General features: G+C 61.2%; 18 protein-coding genes. 4 read left to right on the top strand and 14 right to left on the bottom strand.

Annotation, left to right across the window (positions count from 1 at the left end; all coding sequences use genetic code 11):
• Positions 1-5 precede the first annotated feature (5 nt).
• Positions 6-2021 carry a S9 family peptidase gene (locus MOD31_RS07590; RefSeq protein WP_250820226.1) on the bottom strand — a complete coding sequence of 672 codons (2016 nt, stop codon included), beginning with the start codon at positions 2019-2021 and terminating at the stop codon, positions 6-8.
• Between the two features lie 68 nt (positions 2022-2089).
• Between MOD31_RS07590 and MOD31_RS07585 the strand changes: the two genes are divergently transcribed.
• The 4 genes from MOD31_RS07585 (at position 2090) to MOD31_RS07570 (ending at position 5148) form a co-directional block, all read left to right on the top strand.
• The gene (locus tag MOD31_RS07585; RefSeq protein ID WP_250820225.1) at positions 2090-2932 is read left to right on the top strand and encodes a putative RNA methyltransferase; all 843 of its coding nucleotides are present in this window, start codon (positions 2090-2092) and stop codon (positions 2930-2932) included.
• Between the two features lie 80 nt (positions 2933-3012).
• Positions 3013-3474, top strand: a complete 462-nt coding sequence (locus tag MOD31_RS07580; protein ID WP_105691804.1) for an NfeD family protein — start codon at positions 3013-3015, stop codon at positions 3472-3474.
• 92 nt (positions 3475-3566) lie between these two features.
• Complete coding sequence (locus MOD31_RS07575; RefSeq protein ID WP_166840685.1) at positions 3567-4544, top strand: SPFH domain-containing protein; 978 nt, start codon at positions 3567-3569, stop codon at positions 4542-4544.
• Between the two features lie 256 nt (positions 4545-4800).
• Positions 4801-5148 carry an RNA polymerase-binding protein RbpA gene (locus tag MOD31_RS07570; protein WP_011774875.1) on the top strand — a complete coding sequence of 116 codons (348 nt, stop codon included), beginning with the start codon at positions 4801-4803 and terminating at the stop codon, positions 5146-5148.
• Between the two features lie 100 nt (positions 5149-5248).
• Here MOD31_RS07570 and MOD31_RS07565 read toward each other — a convergent pair whose 3' ends face one another.
• The 13 genes from MOD31_RS07565 to MOD31_RS07505 all read right to left on the bottom strand — a co-directional run bounded on the left by MOD31_RS07565 (position 5249) and on the right by MOD31_RS07505 (position 19168).
• A complete protein-coding gene (locus MOD31_RS07565; protein WP_166840687.1) occupies positions 5249-5992 on the bottom strand; it encodes a polyprenol monophosphomannose synthase in 744 nt (247 codons plus the stop codon).
• A gap of 149 nt (positions 5993-6141) precedes the next feature.
• Positions 6142-7800 (bottom strand): amidohydrolase, encoded by a 1659-nt coding sequence (locus MOD31_RS07560; protein ID WP_250820224.1) that lies wholly within the window; start codon positions 7798-7800, stop codon positions 6142-6144.
• A 47-nt stretch (positions 7801-7847) separates the two neighbouring features.
• A complete protein-coding gene (locus MOD31_RS07555) occupies positions 7848-10823 on the bottom strand; it encodes an RNA helicase (RefSeq protein ID WP_142939153.1) in 2976 nt (991 codons plus the stop codon).
• Between the two features lie 24 nt (positions 10824-10847).
• Entirely contained in the window at positions 10848-11684 is an 837-nt protein-coding gene (gene tatC / locus MOD31_RS07550) for a twin-arginine translocase subunit TatC (RefSeq protein ID WP_142939154.1), read from the bottom strand.
• 6 nt (positions 11685-11690) lie between these two features.
• Positions 11691-11960: a Sec-independent protein translocase subunit TatA gene (tatA, locus tag MOD31_RS07545; protein WP_223940349.1), complete on the bottom strand. Its 270-nt coding sequence runs from the start codon at positions 11958-11960 to the stop codon at positions 11691-11693.
• Positions 11961-11996: 36 nt separating this feature from the next.
• On the bottom strand, positions 11997-12347 hold the full coding sequence (locus tag MOD31_RS07540; RefSeq protein WP_250820223.1) for a hypothetical protein: 351 nt from the start codon (positions 12345-12347) through the stop codon (positions 11997-11999).
• A 9-nt stretch (positions 12348-12356) separates the two neighbouring features.
• On the bottom strand, positions 12357-14375 hold the full coding sequence (locus MOD31_RS07535; protein WP_250820222.1) for a WYL domain-containing protein: 2019 nt from the start codon (positions 14373-14375) through the stop codon (positions 12357-12359).
• A gap of 97 nt (positions 14376-14472) precedes the next feature.
• The gene (locus MOD31_RS07530) at positions 14473-14868 is read right to left on the bottom strand and encodes an FKBP-type peptidyl-prolyl cis-trans isomerase (RefSeq protein WP_017200957.1); all 396 of its coding nucleotides are present in this window, start codon (positions 14866-14868) and stop codon (positions 14473-14475) included.
• Positions 14869-14938: 70 nt separating this feature from the next.
• A complete protein-coding gene (locus MOD31_RS07525) occupies positions 14939-15871 on the bottom strand; it encodes an FKBP-type peptidyl-prolyl cis-trans isomerase (protein WP_250820221.1) in 933 nt (310 codons plus the stop codon).
• Between the two features lie 129 nt (positions 15872-16000).
• A complete protein-coding gene (gene pafA, locus MOD31_RS07520; RefSeq protein WP_142939159.1) occupies positions 16001-17365 on the bottom strand; it encodes a Pup--protein ligase in 1365 nt (454 codons plus the stop codon).
• Position 17366: 1 nt separating this feature from the next.
• The gene (gene prcA, locus MOD31_RS07515; RefSeq protein WP_142939160.1) at positions 17367-18074 is read right to left on the bottom strand and encodes a proteasome subunit alpha; all 708 of its coding nucleotides are present in this window, start codon (positions 18072-18074) and stop codon (positions 17367-17369) included.
• Between the two features lies 1 nt (position 18075).
• A complete protein-coding gene (gene prcB, locus MOD31_RS07510; protein ID WP_250820220.1) occupies positions 18076-18885 on the bottom strand; it encodes a proteasome subunit beta in 810 nt (269 codons plus the stop codon).
• A 79-nt stretch (positions 18886-18964) separates the two neighbouring features.
• Entirely contained in the window at positions 18965-19168 is a 204-nt protein-coding gene (locus tag MOD31_RS07505; protein WP_142939162.1) for a ubiquitin-like protein Pup, read from the bottom strand.
• Positions 19169-19200: the final 32 nt, after the last annotated feature.

Raw genomic sequence — 19200 nt, 5'->3', positions numbered from 1 at the left:
TCCGGCTAGTCATCCAGGTTATTGACCTCGGTGGGGAGGTACCGTGCCCACCAGCGGAGGATGTGCTCGAAGCGTTGCCTTCGGTGATGGGGGGTGCCGGACCGTGACAACTCGTGATCCTCGCCGGGGAAGATCAGCAAGGAGGTGTCCACTCCCTTCGCCTTCAGATGCGAGTAGTAGCGCTGGCCCTGTTCGATGGGGCACCGAAGATCGTTCTCGCTGTGAATGACCAGGGTGGGTGTATCGACACTTGAGACTACGGCCATGGGACTTTGAGCCTCCATTTGTTCCGCTGTTCCTCCGGTGTATTCGGTCCCGAAGAACCAGCCGATGTCAGCTGAACCTGCAAAGCTGACGGGGTCCAGGAAACCGCGCTCCACGATCGCGCCTTTGAACCGGTGGTCGTGCGCGATGGTCCAGGCGGTGAGATAGCCGCCGTAGGAGCCCCCCATGATTCCCACGCGTTCCTTATCCAAGGCGTCAAACGAGGCCAACGCTGAGTCCAGGAATGCCAGCACGTCCTGCATGTCCACAGTCCCCATGCGCTCCTTGACGGCGCGGCCGTGGGCTTGTCCGTAGCCGGATGAACCACGTGGATTGCACATCACAACGGCGTAACCGGCAGCAGCATAGACCTGGGCTTCGTCAAAGAAAGCACCGGTGTATTGGGCGAAAGGGCCGCCGTGGATGGAGAGGAGGACGGGGTGGGGACCAGGTCCGTCAGGGAACACCACCCAACCGTGCACAGGGTGCCCATCGGCGGATTCGGCATCGAAATCCAAGGGCTCCACCACCCGGGAGTTGTTGCGCATGGGGGCGGAGAAGTCCGTGAGGAGGCGGATCTCGCCGCGTTCCAGGGAGGCGACGTCCCCCACCGTGGAAGCGTCCGAGAAACTCACGGCCATTTCGCCGTTTGCAGCCACTGTGGCCCCGGTAACCACCTTGGCGCCATGAACCAGGGGTGTGATCCCGCCGATTGCGTTGATATCGAGCAGCTCGACGCTTCCCAGCGCTGTATTCAGAACCAGAACGCTGTCGGGACCGCTGGGCTCCAGCGGTCCCGACACATCCAAATGCTCGACGTCGGTCAGCGCCACCGCTTCTCCCCCAGCAATGGGCATGGCATACAGAACCGCGTTCCGGGCCACGAAGTCCTTGCCGGTGTCACCCAGGTCCTGCGCGGTGTAAAAGAGCCACTGGCCATCCGTGGAGGGGCGCACAGCCGTGACGGTCTGCAGGCTCTTGTTGGAAGGTTCGACGGCGGTTGGCTGGCCGCCGTCGGCGTCCACCCGATAGACGGAGGTGACAAGATCGTCGTCGTGTCCTTCATGGAGGGCGGCGACGAAGTAAAGGCGGGTGCCGTCGGCTGAAAAGCATGGTGACTCATGGTCTGAGTCACCAAAAGTGACCTGCCGTGCAGAGGGAAGTCCTGTCATCCCATGTGCGGGCTGTTCGTGCGCAGCCCTACCCCTCGCAGCGACTGCCGGCTCGCCGCCCAGTTCCGGCACTTCGACCACAAACAACTGCTGGCGCTGGTCAGCGGTGTAGCCGATGCCGTTCATCCGGTACTGGTTGGCGGTGATCAATCGGGCGTCTTCTCCGCCGGAGGTGACCCCATCCATAGTTCCGTAGCGTCCTTGTTCCGGCACCCGGGATTGGAACACAATGCGGTGGGAATCAGGTGCCCACACGAACCCACCTACGCCCGCGTGCTGCTCGGTGATCTGCTGCGGCTCGCCACCTGCGGCTTCCACGACAAAGAGTTGCGGCTTACCGTCCGGATCGCACCTCAGGAAGGCAAGAACAAGGCCGTCCGGGGAGAACGCCGGGGAACTGTCCCTGAATCCTCGTGTGATGCGTCGCGAATACTTGGTGGTGTCCAAGGGAATGCTCCACAACTGACCCACATAACTGTCAGCATCAAAATCCGGCCGCGTGACGGAAACCACCGCCTTGGTGCCATCGGGGTGGATTGCCGGGGCGGATACGGAGTTCAGCAGATGCAGTTGCTCGGGTTTCACGATGGTGAGCCTAGCCCGGCACTTCGGCCCCAGGCCCTAGACACTCCGGCCGCCGTAGGATTGGAGCCATGTTGTCCGATGCCGTTGCTGCCCTCCGTTGTCCTGTTTGCCAAGGGGTGCTCCAACTCAGACAGGGCCAACAGCAAACGCTCGCCTGTGAGGCCGGGCACCAGTTCGACGCCGCAAAACAGGGCTACTTCAACCTGCTGACGGGCAAAGGCACGGTCTTCGAAGCGGACTCGGCAGACATGGTTGCCGCGCGGTACAGGTTTCTGGACGCAGGGCACTACTCCGGCCTCGCGCAGGCTGTTGCAGCAGCGGCCGCCGGATCACTTCAGCGCCCGGGGGCCGTGGTTCTCGACGCAGGTACTGGCACAGGCCACTACCTGCGGGCGGTCCTTGAACGGTCCGGGGCATCAGGAATCGGTGTGGACATCTCCAAATTCGCGCTGAGGCGTGCCGCCCGGCTCAATCCGGAAGCAGCCAACCTGGTATGGGACATCTGGCGTCCGCTGCCCATGATGGACAACACCGCGGACGTTGTCACGGTAGTTTTCGCACCGCGAAACCCCGCAGAGTTTGCCCGGGTGCTTCGGCCGGGCGGCTCGTTGATCGTTGTGACGCCCCGGCCCGGCCACCTTGCCGAGATCGCAGCCCGGGCAGGCATGCTCAGCATTGAGGATGGCAAAGAGGAGCGGCTGGTGGACTCCATGCGCGACTATTTCGATTCGGGCACCAGCCAAAACCTCGACCTTCCCTTGACACTGAGTGGCCCGGAGGTGGCCGACCTCGCCTACATGGGTCCGGCCGGACACCACGTGCAGCGCGAAAAGTTGGCGGAGTTGGCCGCTGTGGAAGGTTCAGTGGCCACCACTGCGAAGTTCCGGATCAGCGAATTCGCCGTGTCCTGACGTGGGACGGAACGTCGGGCTAGGATGGAGGAACAGCGACTGTGATCCCGCCCGCGGGATCCGGGACCAAGGGGGAAATGATGTTCGAATGGCTCGGCGAGAATTGGTGGGCTCTCTGGCTCACAGTCTTCCTCGCGTTCGCAGTGGTGGAGATGCTTACCCTCGACCTCTTCTTCATCATGCTGGGCGGCGGAGCCCTGGCCGGGCTGATCGCCGACTTCGCGGGAGCCGATTTCTGGCTTCAAATTGTGATTTTCTCCGTGGTCTCCCTCCTGATGATTGTCTTTGTCCGTCCTGTCGCCATGAAGCACCTGCATAAGGGGCCCGCGGAACAGCGCAGCAATATCGACCGACTCATCGGTCAGTCCGCCCTCGTCATCGAAGCCGTGAGCGGAACCAGCGGACTGGTCAAGATCGGCGGCGACGTGTGGAGCGCCCGCAGCACGGCCGGAGTTCTTGATGCCGGTGCAACAGTCCAGGTCACACGGATTGACGGTGCGACGGCGGTAGTAGCCTCGCCCGCCGAGAACAGCCCGCGCTAAAGCGCGCCTTTGAATTTCAGCGGTTGCCGATGCGGGCAGCCTGCCCGCGTTCAGCCGCATCAAACCACGCAATTGGGGAATGAAGGAGATGTATGGACGGCTTAGGAGGAACAGCAGCAGCAATTGTGCTGATTGTTCTCGTCATTTTTGTCATCATCGTGTTGGTCCGTTCGGTGAGGATCATCCCGCAGGCACGTGCCGGCGTCGTTGAACGCCTCGGCAAGTATCAGCGGACACTCAACCCGGGACTGACCATCCTGATCCCGTTCGTCGACCGGCTCCTGCCGTTGCTCGACCTCCGCGAGCAAGTAGTGTCTTTCCCGCCTCAGCCGGTCATCACCGAGGACAACTTGGTGGTCTCGATCGACACCGTTGTCTACTTCCAAGTTACCGATCCCCGGGCCGCAACCTACGAGATCGCCAACTACATCCAGGCTGTGGAACAGCTGACCACCACCACACTTCGTAATGTGGTGGGCGGGCTCAACCTTGAAGAAGCACTCACATCCCGCGATCAGATCAATGGTCAACTGCGTGGTGTCCTGGACGAAGCAACGGGTCGCTGGGGCATTCGCGTGTCCCGTGTGGAGTTGAAGGCGATTGATCCGCCCCACTCCATCCAGGACTCGATGGAAAAGCAGATGCGCGCTGAGCGTGATCGTCGTGCAGCCATCCTGACCGCCGAAGGCACCAAGCAGTCGCAGATCCTTACCGCCGAAGGCCAGCGGCAAGCTGCCATCCTCGCGGCTGAAGGTGACGCGAAGGCGGCCATCCTGAGGGCTGACGGTGAAGCCCAGGCCATTCAGAAGGTCTTCGATGCCATTCATAAGGGCAACCCGGACCAGAAGCTCCTTGCGTACCAGTACTTGCAGACGCTTCCCAAGATCGCTGAGGGAAGCTCGAACAAGCTCTGGATCATTCCCAGTGAAGTCGGCGAGGCACTCAAGGGCATCGGCGGTGCACTCGGAGGCAACAACGGGGACTCCCCCGTCGGGCTCTTCGGCGGTGCTGAAGAGGCCAGGGCGTCCGAGCCTGCGGGAACACCCCAGCAGCCACGGCCTGCTGAATAACGCAAAGCGCAACGCCTCCGAGCGGTCAGCCATCCAGGCTGGCCGCTCGCTGTTTGTTCCTTCTTTTGAGTAGTGGGCGAAGATCCGCGTATAATGGGATATTTGTCCGGCTGGTTCAGCGTGGATGGAACATAAAAGCTTGGCCAGGCGTTGCAATTAGTGATGCAAGGTGTGCAGAAGTAGTCCGTAAGGGACGTGAAAACGGCTTACGGCTAGCGCGGGGTTCCTGCTCCGCGAACAGACAGAGGGAGTAATCATGAGCGATCGCAGCCTGCGGGGTATGCGTCTTGGCGCCCAAAGCATGGAAACAGAATCCGGCGTTGAACCGGCACCGCGCCAGCGGGTCGAGTACCGTTGCGAGGATGGCGAGCAGGTCTTCGTAACCTTCTCCTCCGAAGCCGAAATTCCCCCCGTTTGGGTATCCAAGACCGGCAAAGAAGCGCTGCTGGTTGATGGCGAGCGTCCTGTGGATGCCAACGAGAAAGCTGTCCGCACCCACTGGGACATGCTTCTGGAACGCCGCAGCCTTCCCGAGCTCGAACAGATCCTTGAAGATCGTCTGAACATCCTGCGTGAGCGCCGCGGAGAGCGCCGCTCCGCCTAGACGGTCACAGACTGTCAACAGAAAGGCCGGGTCCGGAATCCCTCACGGGAGCCGGACCCGGCCTTTCTGTGTTCTGAAAGTGTGGAGTTGCGTGTTGGGGTTACTTAGCTTCTGCCGATGACTTGCGGGTGAGCTTTGCCCACCGGGCTGCGAGTCCCCATTTGGTGACGTTGATCATTGCCTCAACCACGATGTTGCCGCTCATCTTCGATGCACCGAGCTCTCGCTCGACAAACGTGATGGGGCGCTCTTCGATGCGGAGCCCAAGCTTGGCCACGCGCCATGCAAGATCCACCTGGAAGCCATAGCCAACGGACTCCACCTCGTCCAGGTTCAACGCTTCCAGCGTGCTGCGTCGGAAGGCGCGGTAGCCCCCGGTGACGTCCTTGATCTTGACGCCCAGCATAATGCGGGCGTAGGTGCTGCCGATGCGGGAGATTGCCTGGCGGTAGAGCGGCCAGTTAACTACGCTGCCACCTGGAACCCACCGGGAGCCCATGGCAAGATCTGCCCCGTCCTCCACGGCCTTGAGCAGAAGAGGCAACTGCTCCGGCTTGTGCGAACCGTCGGCATCCATTTCCACCAGGACGTCATAGCCTGCGGCCAGTCCCCACTTGAAGCCTGCGATGTAGGCAGCTCCAAGGCCTTCCTTCCCTTTGCGGTGAAGGACATGCACCTGGCTGTCCTTTGCTGCGAAGTCGTCGGCAAGCTTTCCCGTGCCGTCAGGACTGTTGTCGTCGACCACCAGGACATCGGAGTGCGGCACTGCTGCGCGCAACCGTCCCAATGTCACGGGGAGCGATTCCAGCTCGTTGTAGGTGGGAATGATCGTCAAGACACGCAAGAAGAGGCCTTTCCTTGATGGAGCGGTCAGTGCGCCTGAGCAGCCTGGCGGCTTGCAATCTGGCGCAACTCTCCATTATAGGACGACGGCGGGGACGCATTTGGCGGCTGTGATGACAGACACAGGCCACGCTTTCGTCGCCGCGGACATCAGACCCGCAGTGACTCGTGGGCGAACAATTCGTGTCCCTCCCGGACGGTTTGTAGGCAACGGGGCTCGCTGCCGGTGTCCAGGGCCGGCAAGAGCGGCGTCCGAGCGCGGGGATCCGTGCTCCATGACTGCACCCGGCTATCAGCCACCTGGACCATCAGTTCATCCACTTCCCACACGGCGAAACTCGCCGGAGCGCCTGGTACCAGCTGCCCCATGAGGGGGTTCCGGTGCTTGGTAGCCCGCCACCCCGCCCGCGTGTGCCCCAGGAAAGCGGCACGAGCCGAAATTCTCTGTTCCGGGTTGCTGTGCTCCAAGCAGGCTCGAACGCTCGCCCACGGGCGGAGGGGGGTTACCGGGCTATCGCTTCCGAAGGCTATGGGGACGCCGCTCGCGTAAAAGGAAGCAAACGGATTCATCTTCTGGCTGCGGGCACCCAAACGCTGCTCGTAGAGACCACCTGCAGCACCCCATAAGGCGTCGAAAACAGGCTGAACACTGACCGACACGGAGTACTTGGCCAAACGATCGATGGCGGACTGGTCGGCCATTTCCACGTGTTCGAGTCTGTGGCCGGCTGCCCGGATACGCTGCTCCCCCACCTCGGCCGCTGCGGCGTCAAAGGCGTCCAGCACAGCGCCCAGACCGGCATCACCTATGACGTGGAAGCCGGCTTGGATCCCCAGCAGCGACGTGGCTACAAGGTGGTTGGCGGCCTCGTCCACTGAAAGGTACAAACTCCCGCGTTGACCGCCGGCATCGGAGTAATCCTCTGCGAGGGCCGCCGTGCGGGATCCGATTGAGCCGTCCATGTTGAGGTCACCAGCGAGGCCCAGCACCTTGGTGCCTAAGCTATCCAGAATGGCCTGCGCTTGCTCCTGTGAGGCGGCAAGCTCGCCCCAGTAAGGGAGAACCTCCGGCATGTTCGCGAGCTCGTTCCAGGACGTGGCCATTCTCAGGTCCTCAGGCCCGCAAATGTGAGGTGCGGACATCTCGGCCATGGCAACGTAGCCGTGGGAAGCTGCTTCCTGCAGCGCCGATTCCTGGTAGCTTCGCCGGTCCGGCTCCTTGAAATTCCTGGCAGTGAGGCGGGCGGCCGTATGTGCTGCCCGGACCACGCGGGCTTCCCCGGAAAAGCCGTCCAAGGTGGTAAGCCCAGCTGCCGCAGCAAGCGAGGCCGAAACGAGGGCTGAATGGACGTCGATGCGTGAGAGGTAGACGTGCCGTCCGCCGGCCGCTCTTTCGATCTCTTCCAACGTTGGGAGGCTGGGATCGTTCCACGTCGTTTCATCCCAACCATGGCCCAGCACTGGACCAGTGCCGCCGGCGGAGGCAACGGCGTCGAGCAATTCCCTCGATGAGCGGACCGCGTCCAGCTGGAGTCCCGACAGGGCAAGGCCCGTCTCCGTCAGGTGTGCATGGGAGTCGACAAAGCCCGGAGCAAGGAGGGCGCCCCGGAGGTCGATGATCTCCATGGACGAGTCGGCAATGGACGTCGCGGCCTGCTCGGAGCCCACCCAGGCAACGGTATCGCCGTCCACCACCATGGCTGTGGCAAAGGGATCTGCCGCAGTATAGATCGAACCATTTCTGTACATAGTGACCTTGCGGCCCGTGGTGTTGCGGTCCGGGCCGGTTGGCGCGCCTGGCTGGTTCATGCGTTCTGCTCCTTGAACATGGAAAGCTGTCTTTCGGGGAAGGTGGGCTAAGCCACCGTGGAGTAGGCCACCACACCGCGGCGGACCACATCAATTGATTCCCGGCATATGCGTGCCACACGTGGGTCCAGCTGCGGGATCTTGGCCAGCTGGTCAAGGAGGTCCACCACTTGCTTGGCCCACCGTACAAAGTCTCCGGCTGCGAGGTCGGTGCCGCTCAGCACGTCCTGAAGGTGGCGGCCTCTGGCCCACTTGTACATGGGCCACACCAGTCCAAGTTCCGGTTCGCCGGTCAAAGGCAGCCTGTTGCGTTCCTCAGTATCTTCGAGTTGGGACCACTCGCGGATAACGATGTCGACGGCCGATTCCAGTGACACAGAAGGCATCTTGGGCCGCAGCCCGCGGTCTTCCCGTTTGGCCTGGTACACCAAGGTGCTCGCCAGAGCGGCCAGTTCAGCAGCGTCGAGGTCGTCGATGGCGCCGCGACGAACTGTCTGGGAAATGAGCAGGTCCTTCTCGCCGTAGATCCGGCGAAGCCTCTGTCCGTCGGCACTTATGGTGACGTGTCCGGCGTCGTTCGTTTCCAGGTAACCGTAAACCGAAAGAACATCGCACACACGGTCGAACGTCTTGGCAATAGTGTTGGTCCTGCTTTGGATTTGGCGGACCAGCCCGTCGGTCTCCCGGCGCAGCTTCCACCAACGCTCCGACCACCGTGCGTGGTCTTCGCGTTCGCTGCAGCCATGGCAAGGATGGGCCCTCAGCGCCCGCCGAAGATCCGCGATCTTCTTTTCCTGATCCGGCAGGCGGGCTCCGAGACCAAAGTCTTCGTGCCTGCTGTTACGCCGGCTGTGGGGAGCGTCTTCGCTGATGGCGTGCCGCATGGATGAAGCGAGGTCCCGGCGCGCCTTGGGAACCTTGGCGTTGAAGGACTTCGGGATGCGGATACGCGTCACCGGAGACACCGGGCCATCGAGGTCGTGGACGCCGATGCGTCGCAGCTGGTTGTCGGAGGTGAGCACCGAGGGCCGCGGTTCACGCGCATTCCGGTCCACCTCCAGCACCACAGCGTGTCCCGCGAGCCGGCCGCTGTAAATGCTGATCACATCGCCGGGAATTAATCGCGTGAGGGAATCAGCAACATGGGACTTCCGGGCGCGTTGGTGGTCGCGGGCGGCGAAATTCTCAGCATCGCTGAGTTCGCGCCGGAGCTTGCCGTATTCTGTGAAGTCGCCCAAGTGGCACTGCATGGATTTGGCGTAGCCTGCCAGCGACTCTTCACGCCCACGCACCTGCCGGGCAAGTCCAACAACGGATCGGTCAGCTTGGAACTGGGCAAAAGAGGATTCGAGGATCTCACGTGCCCGGACCCGTCCGAACTGGGCAATCAGGTTGATGCTCATGTTGTACGTAGGACGGAAACTGGAGTTCAACGGATAGGTGCGTCGGGAGGCCAGTCCGGCCACTGCGGCGGGGTCTGTACCCGGCTGCCAAAGCACCACGGCATGGCCTTCGACGTCGATGCCGCGACGTCCGGCACGCCCGGTGAGTTGGGTGTACTCCCCCGCCGTGATGTTGACGTGAGATTCCCCGTTGAACTTTTCCAGCTTTTCAAGCACCACGCAGCGCGCTGGCATGTTGACACCAAGAGCCAACGTTTCGGTGGCGAACACAGCCTTGACCAGGCCGTCGGCAAAGAGCTTCTCCACCACTTCCTTGAAGGTTGGAAGCATGCCCGCGTGGTGGGCAGCGAGGCCCCTGATGAGCCCGTCCCGCCAACCCCAGAACCCGAGGACATCGAGGTCGTCAGCCGGAATCTCGTGGCTGGCCTCGTCCACCCGCTGGGCGATGATCTGTTGTTCCTGCTCGGTGGTCAGCCAGAGGCCTGATGCTGCACACTGCGCTACGGCTGCGTCACAACCTGCCCTGGAGAAAATAAACGTGATGGCAGGCAAGAGGTCCTGGCGCCTGAGGCTCTCGATCACCTGGGGACGGCTTGCCTTGCGGACTGGACTACGCTGCTCTGACTGTTGCCGCTCGTCGCGATAGCGGTCCTGACGACGGCGGCTCCTGCCGCCGTGTCCAAACCGGCCATTCATGCTCATCCGGCTTTCCGAACGGGCCATGGCCAGCAGGTCCGGGTTGACCTCGAACTCGGGGCCGGTAACTGCCTGACGAGCCGTGACGGCTGATGAGCGCTTGGATGAGACGCGCCGGCGATCCGAGGTGGTGGGCTCGGCCATGACCTCTTCTGCATCGGAGAGGTCAGGCACCTCCGTTTCCTGTGCTCCCGGGGCTTGGGGCGCGATTTCGTCAAAAGAGGTGTCACCGGCAAAGAGATCCACTATCTCCCGTCCCACCATGACGTGCTGCCAGAGGGGCACAGGGCGGTGCTCGGAAACGATCACGTCTGTATCGCCCCGCACAGTGTCCAACCAGGCGCCGAACTCTTCGGCGTTGGACACTGTGGCACTCAGCGAGGCAACCTGCACTTCGCTGGGCAAATGGATGATGACCTCTTCCCACACTGCGCCGCGGAAACGGTCGGCCAGGTAGTGGACTTCGTCCATCACCACATAGCCCAGGTCTCCCAAAGTTTCAGAATCGGCGTAGAGCATGTTCCGAAGGACTTCGGTGGTCATAACCACCACAGGAGCTTCGCCATTGATGGTGGTGTCGCCCGTCAGCAGACCAACGTTTGCCGCACCGTATTTCGCGGCCAGTTCCGAGTACTTCTGGTTGCTCAATGCCTTGATGGGAGTGGTGTAAAAGGCTTTGAGTCCCCGTTCCAACGCCAAATAGATCGCAAACTCGCCAACGATCGTCTTTCCGGCGCCGGTGGGAGCTGCTACAAGGACGCCGCGGCCCTCCTGAAGCGACCTGCACGCTTCGCGTTGGAAGTCGTCCAGTTCGAAGTCCAGGGAGCGGGCAAACGCTCCAAGGTAAGTTTTTGACTCAGCCGCCCGCTGGGCTGCCGCCTGGTAACGGTCTGATGGAGATGAAGACCCGGAAATGGAGGACATGCATCAAGCCTAGTGGGCCAAGGTCTAGAGATTCTCCAGATCCGAGGCCGGGGTTGCGATGTCTGCCGTGGCTTCAGTCTCAGCGGCGCGCTTGATGGCCCTGCGCTCACGGCGCCTGTCATTCAATACGCAAATACCGATTGCCGCGAAGAACAGGATCAGCATGGGGGCAGCAAGATAGAACATGCTCATAGCGTCGGCCCCCGGAGCGGCCATCGCAGCGAACAGGCACACCAGGAAAATAGTGATTCGCCAACTCTTGATGAGTTGCTTGCCCTTGATGATTCCAGCAAGGTTCAACCCCACCAGGACCACGGGTATAAGGAAGGCGATACCAAAGGCCAGCAGGAGCCGGAGGACAAAGGCCAAATAAATTTCAGCACTGATGAAGTTTGAACCGCCCACCGGGGTGAAATCGGTCAGCACCCGCACGGCGTTGGGGAGCACAAGCCACGCAAGCAGCACACCACCGATGAACAGCGGTACCGCAGCTGCCACGAAGGACAGCGCAAGACGCCGCTCCTTCTTGTGGAGTCCGGGGACAATGAAGGCCCACAGCTGGTAGATCCAGACAGGGCTGGAAAGGATGACGCCGAGGAAGACCGAAACCTGGACCATGAGGTCGAAGGAACTGGCCACGCCATCAAAGTTCAGTGTGGCAGCGCGTCCCTCCTTTTCGTTGAGGTCCTTGATCGGCTTGATCAATGCTTCCAGGAGGGGCTGGTAGACGATGAAGCCCACCACTGTTCCCACTATGACGCCGATTGCAGCCTTGAAGAGCCGGTTGCGCAGCTCCTTGAGGTGATCCAGGAGCGCCATCCGGGCTTCGGGGTTGGCTTTGCGCCCCTTCGTTTCTACCACTTCTCTTTAGACGCGGTTGGAGGGCGGTACGTCAGTTTCGCCGTTGTTCTTGGCCTTGACGTCCGGGTGGCCTACAACCTTGCCTTCGACGGCGTCGGAAGCGTCCTGGGAGTCTTTTGCCTCCGTGGAACCATCCTTCTTCATCTCCCGGACTTCAGACTTGAAAATACGCATCGACTGCCCGATGCTGCGCGCCATGGACGGCAGCTTCGGCGCTGCAAAGAGCACCAGGGCGAGAACGATGATGATGATGAGATGCCAGCCTTCGAGCCTCATATGGGGAGGTCCTTTCCTTTTGGATACATCCTACGTCTATCTGAATTCAATGTCGTGCAGGGACTGCGGCTGACCCCGCTCGGCTTTGCGCTTGACGCGCCGTTGACGACGAACTTCCTGACGGAAGGCTTTGGCCGTCAGGTAATCATGACGCATCTGCTCCGGGGAGGCAAAAATTGCGGACCCCGGTTCGGGACGCGGTTCCGCTGCTTCAACGTCGGAGGTTTCCGGGGCAGGGGAAAGATTGCTGAAACGTTTACCCGCGGCACCCAACTCGTGAACAGTTGACATGAATTTTCTGTACAAGCGGTAACCCAGTGTCAGGTGAAGGAGCAACGAAAGGGCTATAAGCGCGATCCACAACAGGATCCAGAACCACCAAGGCATTTGAGTAGTCTAGCCAGCCTTGGTGCCCGACGGTGAGTCGTACTGAGCCAGGGCGGCGTCGATCCACTTCCGGGTTTCCTCCCGCACGGACAGCGGTTCGAGAATCCGGACCGCGCCGCCATGCTGGGATACAAACATGGGCAGCCACCCTGCGTCGCCAAACCTCACCTCGGCGAGCAGACCGCCGTCGGGCAGTTGTGCGGTTCTTTCGGCGTAGTAGTCATCGGCAAGGCCGGCACCTTGGCGGGTCAGTTGGAGGGTCACCAGGACGTCGTCGTCACCGGGCGTGAACAACCGGGCCGGGAAGTCCTGCCCGGCAGTTGCAGCCACGGAGACAGCCCGGCCATTGGCCTCCAGGGCTTCCACCCTGTCCAACCGGAAGTTTCTGATGCCGGCCTTGCTGTGGCAGTAGGCCTCGAAGTACCAGGTATTGTCCAGGGAGTAGAGCCTCAGGGGGTCGACGTCGCGCTCGGTCACTTCGTCGCGTTGCAGCGAGAAGTAGCTGAGCCGCAGCTGCCTGCCTTCCCTGATTGCTTGGGTTATCGCGGCAAAGGCTTGTGATTGCTCTGGCGCCACGGATTGGCCGGATACGGAGCCGGCCAGTCTCGCTGCCTGCCCCGCAGCACCTGTCAGCTTGATGGTGACTGACTCCAGCGCACTGGCTGACTCGTCCTGGGGCATGCCTGCCAAGGCAGGCAGGTCTCCCAGCATGGCCAGTCCGGTCAGCAACGCTGCGGCTTCGTCTTCACTGAAACGCACGGGACGATTCAGATCCAGGTGTTCGGAAATGTACACGTGATCGTTTTCCCATTGGATGTCCAGAAGATCGTCCGGATACCCCTCGGGCAGGCCGGAGCAGATCAGGATCTTCAGGTCATCGATCAACGCCTTGCGGCTGATGCCAAAGTGATCAGCGACCTGTTGGATATGCAGGCCCTGATGGTGGACCAGGAACGGCACCAGTTGCAGCATGCGGGCAAGTTGATCTTCGGACGTGCGCTTCCGTGCCCGGGGCGTACGGCCCGCTTCACGAAATTCAACAGGCACTGGCGGAGCGTCATCAAAGTCTGCGGCAGCTTGGAGGCGGCGGACGACGGCGGAGCGCAGTTCGGCGGGTCCCTCCACCTTGAGGTGGGGGCCATAGGATGCCAGCTCTTCTGCCAGTTGCTCCGGATCCCTAAAATCCACCACTATGCGGTCACGGTCACTGTGCTCCGGGGACCCTTCGGCGGGAGCAGACCTCTTGCGCAGGGCAAGCAACCTGTTCTTTTCGACATCCAAGGTGGCTTGCCGGATAGGGAGCTCGTTGAGTTCGTCCAGCTCAGCCCGGGCGTCGAAGCCTTCCGGGGGGTGGAAGGTGCTGGTGGCAACCACGCTAACTGCGGTGGTCATCCGCGAGAGCCTGAAGAGCCTCTTGGCTCCCCTCCCCCGGTCCAGGCCCACGAGGTACCACTGGCCGAAGCGGCTGCCCAAGCCCCAAGGATCCACTTCCCGGACTTCCTCCAGCCCCGTGCTGACCGCAAGGTAGCCGAAGCGGACCGGGTGCTTGCCGTGCATGGCCGCAACGACGTCGTCGAAGGCTTGTCCAGCGGGTTTGATCCGTGGCTGAACTCCAGCAGGGAGATCCACGTCCGTGAAGCCTCCTGCGGCCTGCAGCTTGCGGACGGCGTTGGCCGCTGCCGTTCCCAGCGCGGCCCGTTCCCACAGCTGTGCAGCAAGCAAGAGCACGGTGCTCTCCGCAGGCGTCAGGTTCACATCAGGTAGCCGGTTGGAGTCCTTGCCGATGCGGTAACGCGCAGAGGCGGGGTCGTCCGCGCCGAAGTTTCGCGGATCCATCAAAGTCTCGATCTCGAAGCCAAACTGTTTGAGATCCACTTTGTCGCGCTCGAACATCCGTCCAAAGGCGACGTCATTCTCAGCTGAATCGTGGTACACCTTTTCACGCAGCACGGCACGTGGAAGGCCAACTTTGGTGTTGAGCAAAGCAAGGAGAAGGTTCAGGAGGCGTTCAGTGCGGGATGCGGACACCCTTGCTACGTTACTAAAAACCAGCCGGAAAGCAGCAAGGCGCGTCACCGCCCGGCAAAACCGGAAGGTAACGCGCCCTGCGAAAAACCGATAAGTCCTAGCGGACAGCCACGAGGTCGACGACGAAAATCAAGGCCTCGTTGGGCTTGATGGCTCCACCGGCGCCACGTGAGCCGTAGGCAAGTTCCGAGGGGATCTCCAAGCGACGGCGGCCGCCGACCTTCATGCCGAGCAGGCCCTGGTCCCAGCCCTGAATGACCTGGCCGACGCCCACGCGGAAGTCAAGAGGAGCGCCGCGGCCCCAGGAAGCGTCAAATTCTTCTCCCGTGGACCAGGCAACGCCCACGTAGTGAGTGGACACGGTGTCCCCTGCCTTGGCTTCGGGACCAGTGCCCTCGATCAGGTCAGTGATGACGAGGTCTGTGGGGACGTCGCCTTCCGGGAAGTCGATTTCGGGCTTGGTGCGGTCAAAGTCGCGCTGACCAAATGACATGGTTGCTCCTTAGGTTATGGGGGCGGAGAGAGATTTCAGGAACCAGCTTAGCCAGAACCCGCGCGGGGTTTTACTTCTTAGCGGTGATCTCAACGACGAACACCAGCGGGCCCGCAGGCTTGCCCTGGGCAGCAGCGCTTGCACCGTACGCAAGATCAGTGGGAATCGTCAGGAGAACCTTGGAGCCGACCTTCTGGCCTGTAAGTCCAAGCGTCCAGCCCTTGATGACCTGGTTCAAGCCGAACGTAGCGGCCTCGCCCCGATCATAGCTGGAGTCAAACTTGGTGCTGTCTTCCCAGCGCCAGCCAGTGTAGTTGGCATCGATCGTGTCAGTGTCTTTCAGTTCCTCACCCGTACCCTCGGAGAGGACCTTAACAGAAAGGCCTGCCGGGGCATCAGTCTTGGGAATTTCCACCGAGGGTGCGCCCTTGTCATCGAAGGTCACCTTGGGAAGTTTGCCGTCCTTGTCCAGCTGATCGGTCTCCTCCTTGCTGAGAAGACCAGGCGCGTTCTTGGCTGAGGCAATCTTGAAGACCACCAGCTGGGAGGAGGCAGGCGCCGAAGCAGAGGAGTTGCCCGGAGCAGCGATGGCTACATGACTGCCCACTTTGGCGCCGATGATGGCGTCAAAGATGAGTTCATTGCCGCTTTTCATCTGTTCGGAAAGTTCGATCGCCTGGGGCCCCTTGGCGTAACCGTCCTCAAGTGTCTTGCCATCGGTACCATCGACCGCGATGAACACCAGTTCAGCGATTTGACCCATCTTGACCGGCTCGCCGTCACCTTCTTTGACCACCTTGACGGTGGGTCCAGTCACGGCCAGAGGCTTGGAGAATTCAATGCCGGGCGCTTTGTCATTGCCGTTGTCCGTGATCTTTAGGGAGTCGAGCTTGGAGACGTCACCTACTGACTTGCTGGTGGGCTCAGTAGACGGGGTGTCTCCACCTCCGCACGCGGTCATGAGCAACAGGGCGGGCAGGAGAATTGCTAGGAGTCGGCGCACAAAAAGACACTTTCGTCGGGGCAAAGGGACACTCGGAAAGGCGCATAGCGTATCCAAGTAGGGTGTATCTCGGTAAGAGACCACTATCCAGAGTAGCCCGTGAAGCTGGGAGTCAGCTTACAAAGCCCTTTAGCCCATGGAATCCAGGAGGGCATCTACCCGCTCATCAACGTTCCGGAACGGATCTTTGCACAAGATGGTTTGGTGTGCGCGATCGTTCAGTTTCAGGTGCACCCAGTCCACCGTGTAGTCGCGGCCCAGCTCCTGTGCTCGTCGCACAAAATCTCCCCGCAGTTTCGCGCGCGTTGTCTGTGGTGGAGCGTCCACGGCATCTTTGACATCGGTTTCGGTGACCAGCCTGCGTGCTGCACCACGGGCCTGCAGCAGGAAAAAGATGCCGCGTTGCCGTGAGATGTCATGGTAGGTGAGGTCCAGCTGGGCAATGCGCGGTGAGTCGAGGCTGAGGTCGTGCCGCCGCATGTAACCGTCCATGAGCTTCTTTTTGATGGCCCAGTCCACTTCGGTATCAATGGTGCTGGTATCGCCGCTTTCAATGGCGTTCAAGGTTCGCTCCCACAAGTCCAGGATGAGTGGAACGTGGGCGTTGTGGGCACCATTGGCGGCTACGAACTCGGTGACCTTATTGAGGTACTCGCGCTGGATATCCAACGCAGTCAGCTGCCGGCCGTTGGCCAAGCGGACCAAGGCCCGGCCGCTGAGGTCGTGGGAGATTTCGCGGATGCTGCGGATGGGATTCTCCATGCGCATGTCGCGCATGATGACGCCCGCCTCGATCATGCGAAGGATGAGGTCCACCGTTCCGACCTTCAGCAAAGCCGAGGTTTCGGACATATTGGAGTCCCCCACAATCACATGCAGGCGACGGTAAAACTCGGCATCTGCGTGAGGCTCATCGCGGGTGTTGATAATGGGCCTGGACCTGGTGGTGGCGGAGGACACGCCTTCCCAGATGTGGTCGGCGCGCTGGGAGAAAGCGAACGTGGCACCGTGGGGTGTCTTTAGTACCTTGCCGGCCCCGGCTATCAATTGACGTGTAACCAGGAAAGGAATCAATATTTCGGCAAGGCGGGAGAACTCCCCGCGCCGCGGTATGAGGTAGTTCTCATGGCTGCCGTAGGAATTGCCCGCAGAATCGGTGTTGTTCTTGAAGAGGTACACAGTTCCGTTGAAACCCTCCGCGGCGAGCCTTGCCTGAGCCTCATCCACGAGGTCGTCAAGGATCAGTTCACCGGCCCTGTCATGGGCGATCAGCTGTGCGAGGTCGTCACACTCTGCGGTGGCATACTCCGGGTGCGACCCCACATCAAGGTAAAGCCGTGAACCGTTGGTAAGGAAAACGTTGGAGGACCTGCCCCAACTGACCACCTTGCGAAAGAGGTACCGTGCAACTTCCTCGGGGGCCAAAGGGCGGGAATCAGGGCTGGAATAGGAAATTCCGAACTCCGTTTCGATGCCAAATATCCGCTTATCCATCTCAGCTCTCCTCTGTGAGCAACCGGGTCATGTCTTCCGGCAACAGCCGCCTGAACGCCCTGCGTGATCCGCGATTGCTTTCGGAAGCGCGGTACAGCACGGCAGCTTCGACGGCGGTGGCGGGCAGCTCGTCGATTTCCTTGTTGGTGGCCAGGGCACGCAGAGCCAGTCGCATGGCCCCCGCCAAGGTGAGTTCCGGCTCCCACTCCCCGCTGACGACGTCGGAAATCTGGTCAGCGAGTCCGCCCATCACCACGAACCCGTTTTCATCGGCGATTGATCCATCGAAGGTCAAACGGTAGAGGTGGTCCTCCTCCCGGGTGAGACCAACCTCGGCCACCGCCAATTCCACCTCAAACGGTTTTTGCTCGGCGGTAAACACCGCTCCGAGGCTCTGAGCGTAGACACTTGCCAGGCCGCGGGCAGTCACGTCCTCACGGTCGTAGGAGTAGCCGCGGACGTCTGCATAGCGGACTCCTGCTTGCCTGAGGCTTTCAAATTCGTTGTACTTGCCCACCGCAGCGAAGGCGATTTTGTCGTAGATTTCACCGATTTTGTGAAGCGAAGGTGAAGGGTTTTCGGCGATCAGCGCGATGCCATCGGAGCAGCTGATGACCACAACAGAGCGCCCACGCGCTATGCCCTTCCGTGCGAAGTCCGCACGGTCCTTCATTAACTGCTCGGGAGAGACGTAGAACTGCTGTGTCATATCAGGCCTCCCGTCCGGCGGCAGCCCGCGATTCAACAATTGCGCCAGCAATTGCGGCCAGATCCCGTTCAGGGACCCGCCGGTTGCCGGATCGATCGACGGTATAAACCACCGGCCACAATTGGCGGACGGGGTCGGGCCCGCCAGTGGCGGAGTCGTCATCTGCGGCGTCATAGAGTGCCTCAACAGCTACTGCTACGGCGTTTTCCGCAGACAAATTAGGCTTCCAGAGCTTCTTGAGCGCGCCGCGGGCGAACACGGAACCGGAACCGACGGAGTGATGCTCCTGTTCTTCGTACCGGCCGCCTGTGACGTCGTAGGAGAACAAACGGCCCACACCGGAGCTGTGGTCGAAGCCTGCAAACAAGGGAACGACTGCCATCCCCTGCATCGCCATGGGCAGGTTTCCGCGGATCATGGCGCCCAGGCGGTTAGCCTTGCCGACCAGGCTGAGGAGCGTGCCCTCGATCTTTTCGTAATGCTCCAGCTCAACCTGGAAGAGCCGCGTGATGTCAATTGCCAGGCCGGCCGTACCAGCTATGCCGAGGACTGAATACTCGTCCGCCGGAAACACTTTCTCGATGTGGCGGCTGGCGATGATGTTGCCCATGGTCGCGCGCCGGTCCCCCGCCATCAGCACTCCACCTGCGTACGTCAAGGCAACGATGGTGGTGGCGTGCGGGGACGACGGCACCATGCCGGCGGGTAACGATTGATTAAAGGGAAGGAGTTCGGGACGCGAGCGTTGAAGATGCTCCGTGAAAGAAGACGTTGCCTGGGTGGCCAGGGGGCCGGTTGATGGGTCCTGCATTGCTGCACTCCTTCGACTCTGCATTCCGATGCCCGGCGGCCTTACGCCGACCGGGCAGTACATCCTCTGGCGGGTCCGCCTACTGTCCGCCCTTTTGGACAAACGCCCTGACGAACTCTTCGGCGTTGGATTCCAAAACGCCGTCAATTTCGTCGAGAAGGTCATCCACTCCTTGCGTCGCGTCCGAGGCCTGTGCCTCCGGTGCTGCCGGGGGCGCTTCGGGTGCGTCCACTTCGGTCTCGGTTTCCCGCGACTGCGGTTGTTGCTGCTCCTGTGCTGCCATTTTCTTTCTCCCTACTGTCAGTCCCCTGTTGA

The sequence above is a fragment of the Paenarthrobacter sp. TYUT067 genome (genome assembly GCF_023656375.1).
Classification (GTDB): Bacteria; Actinomycetota; Actinomycetes; order Actinomycetales; family Micrococcaceae; genus Arthrobacter.
The sequence above is the reverse complement of the archived record's forward strand: the minus strand, read 5'-3'. Positions and strand labels throughout refer to the sequence as shown.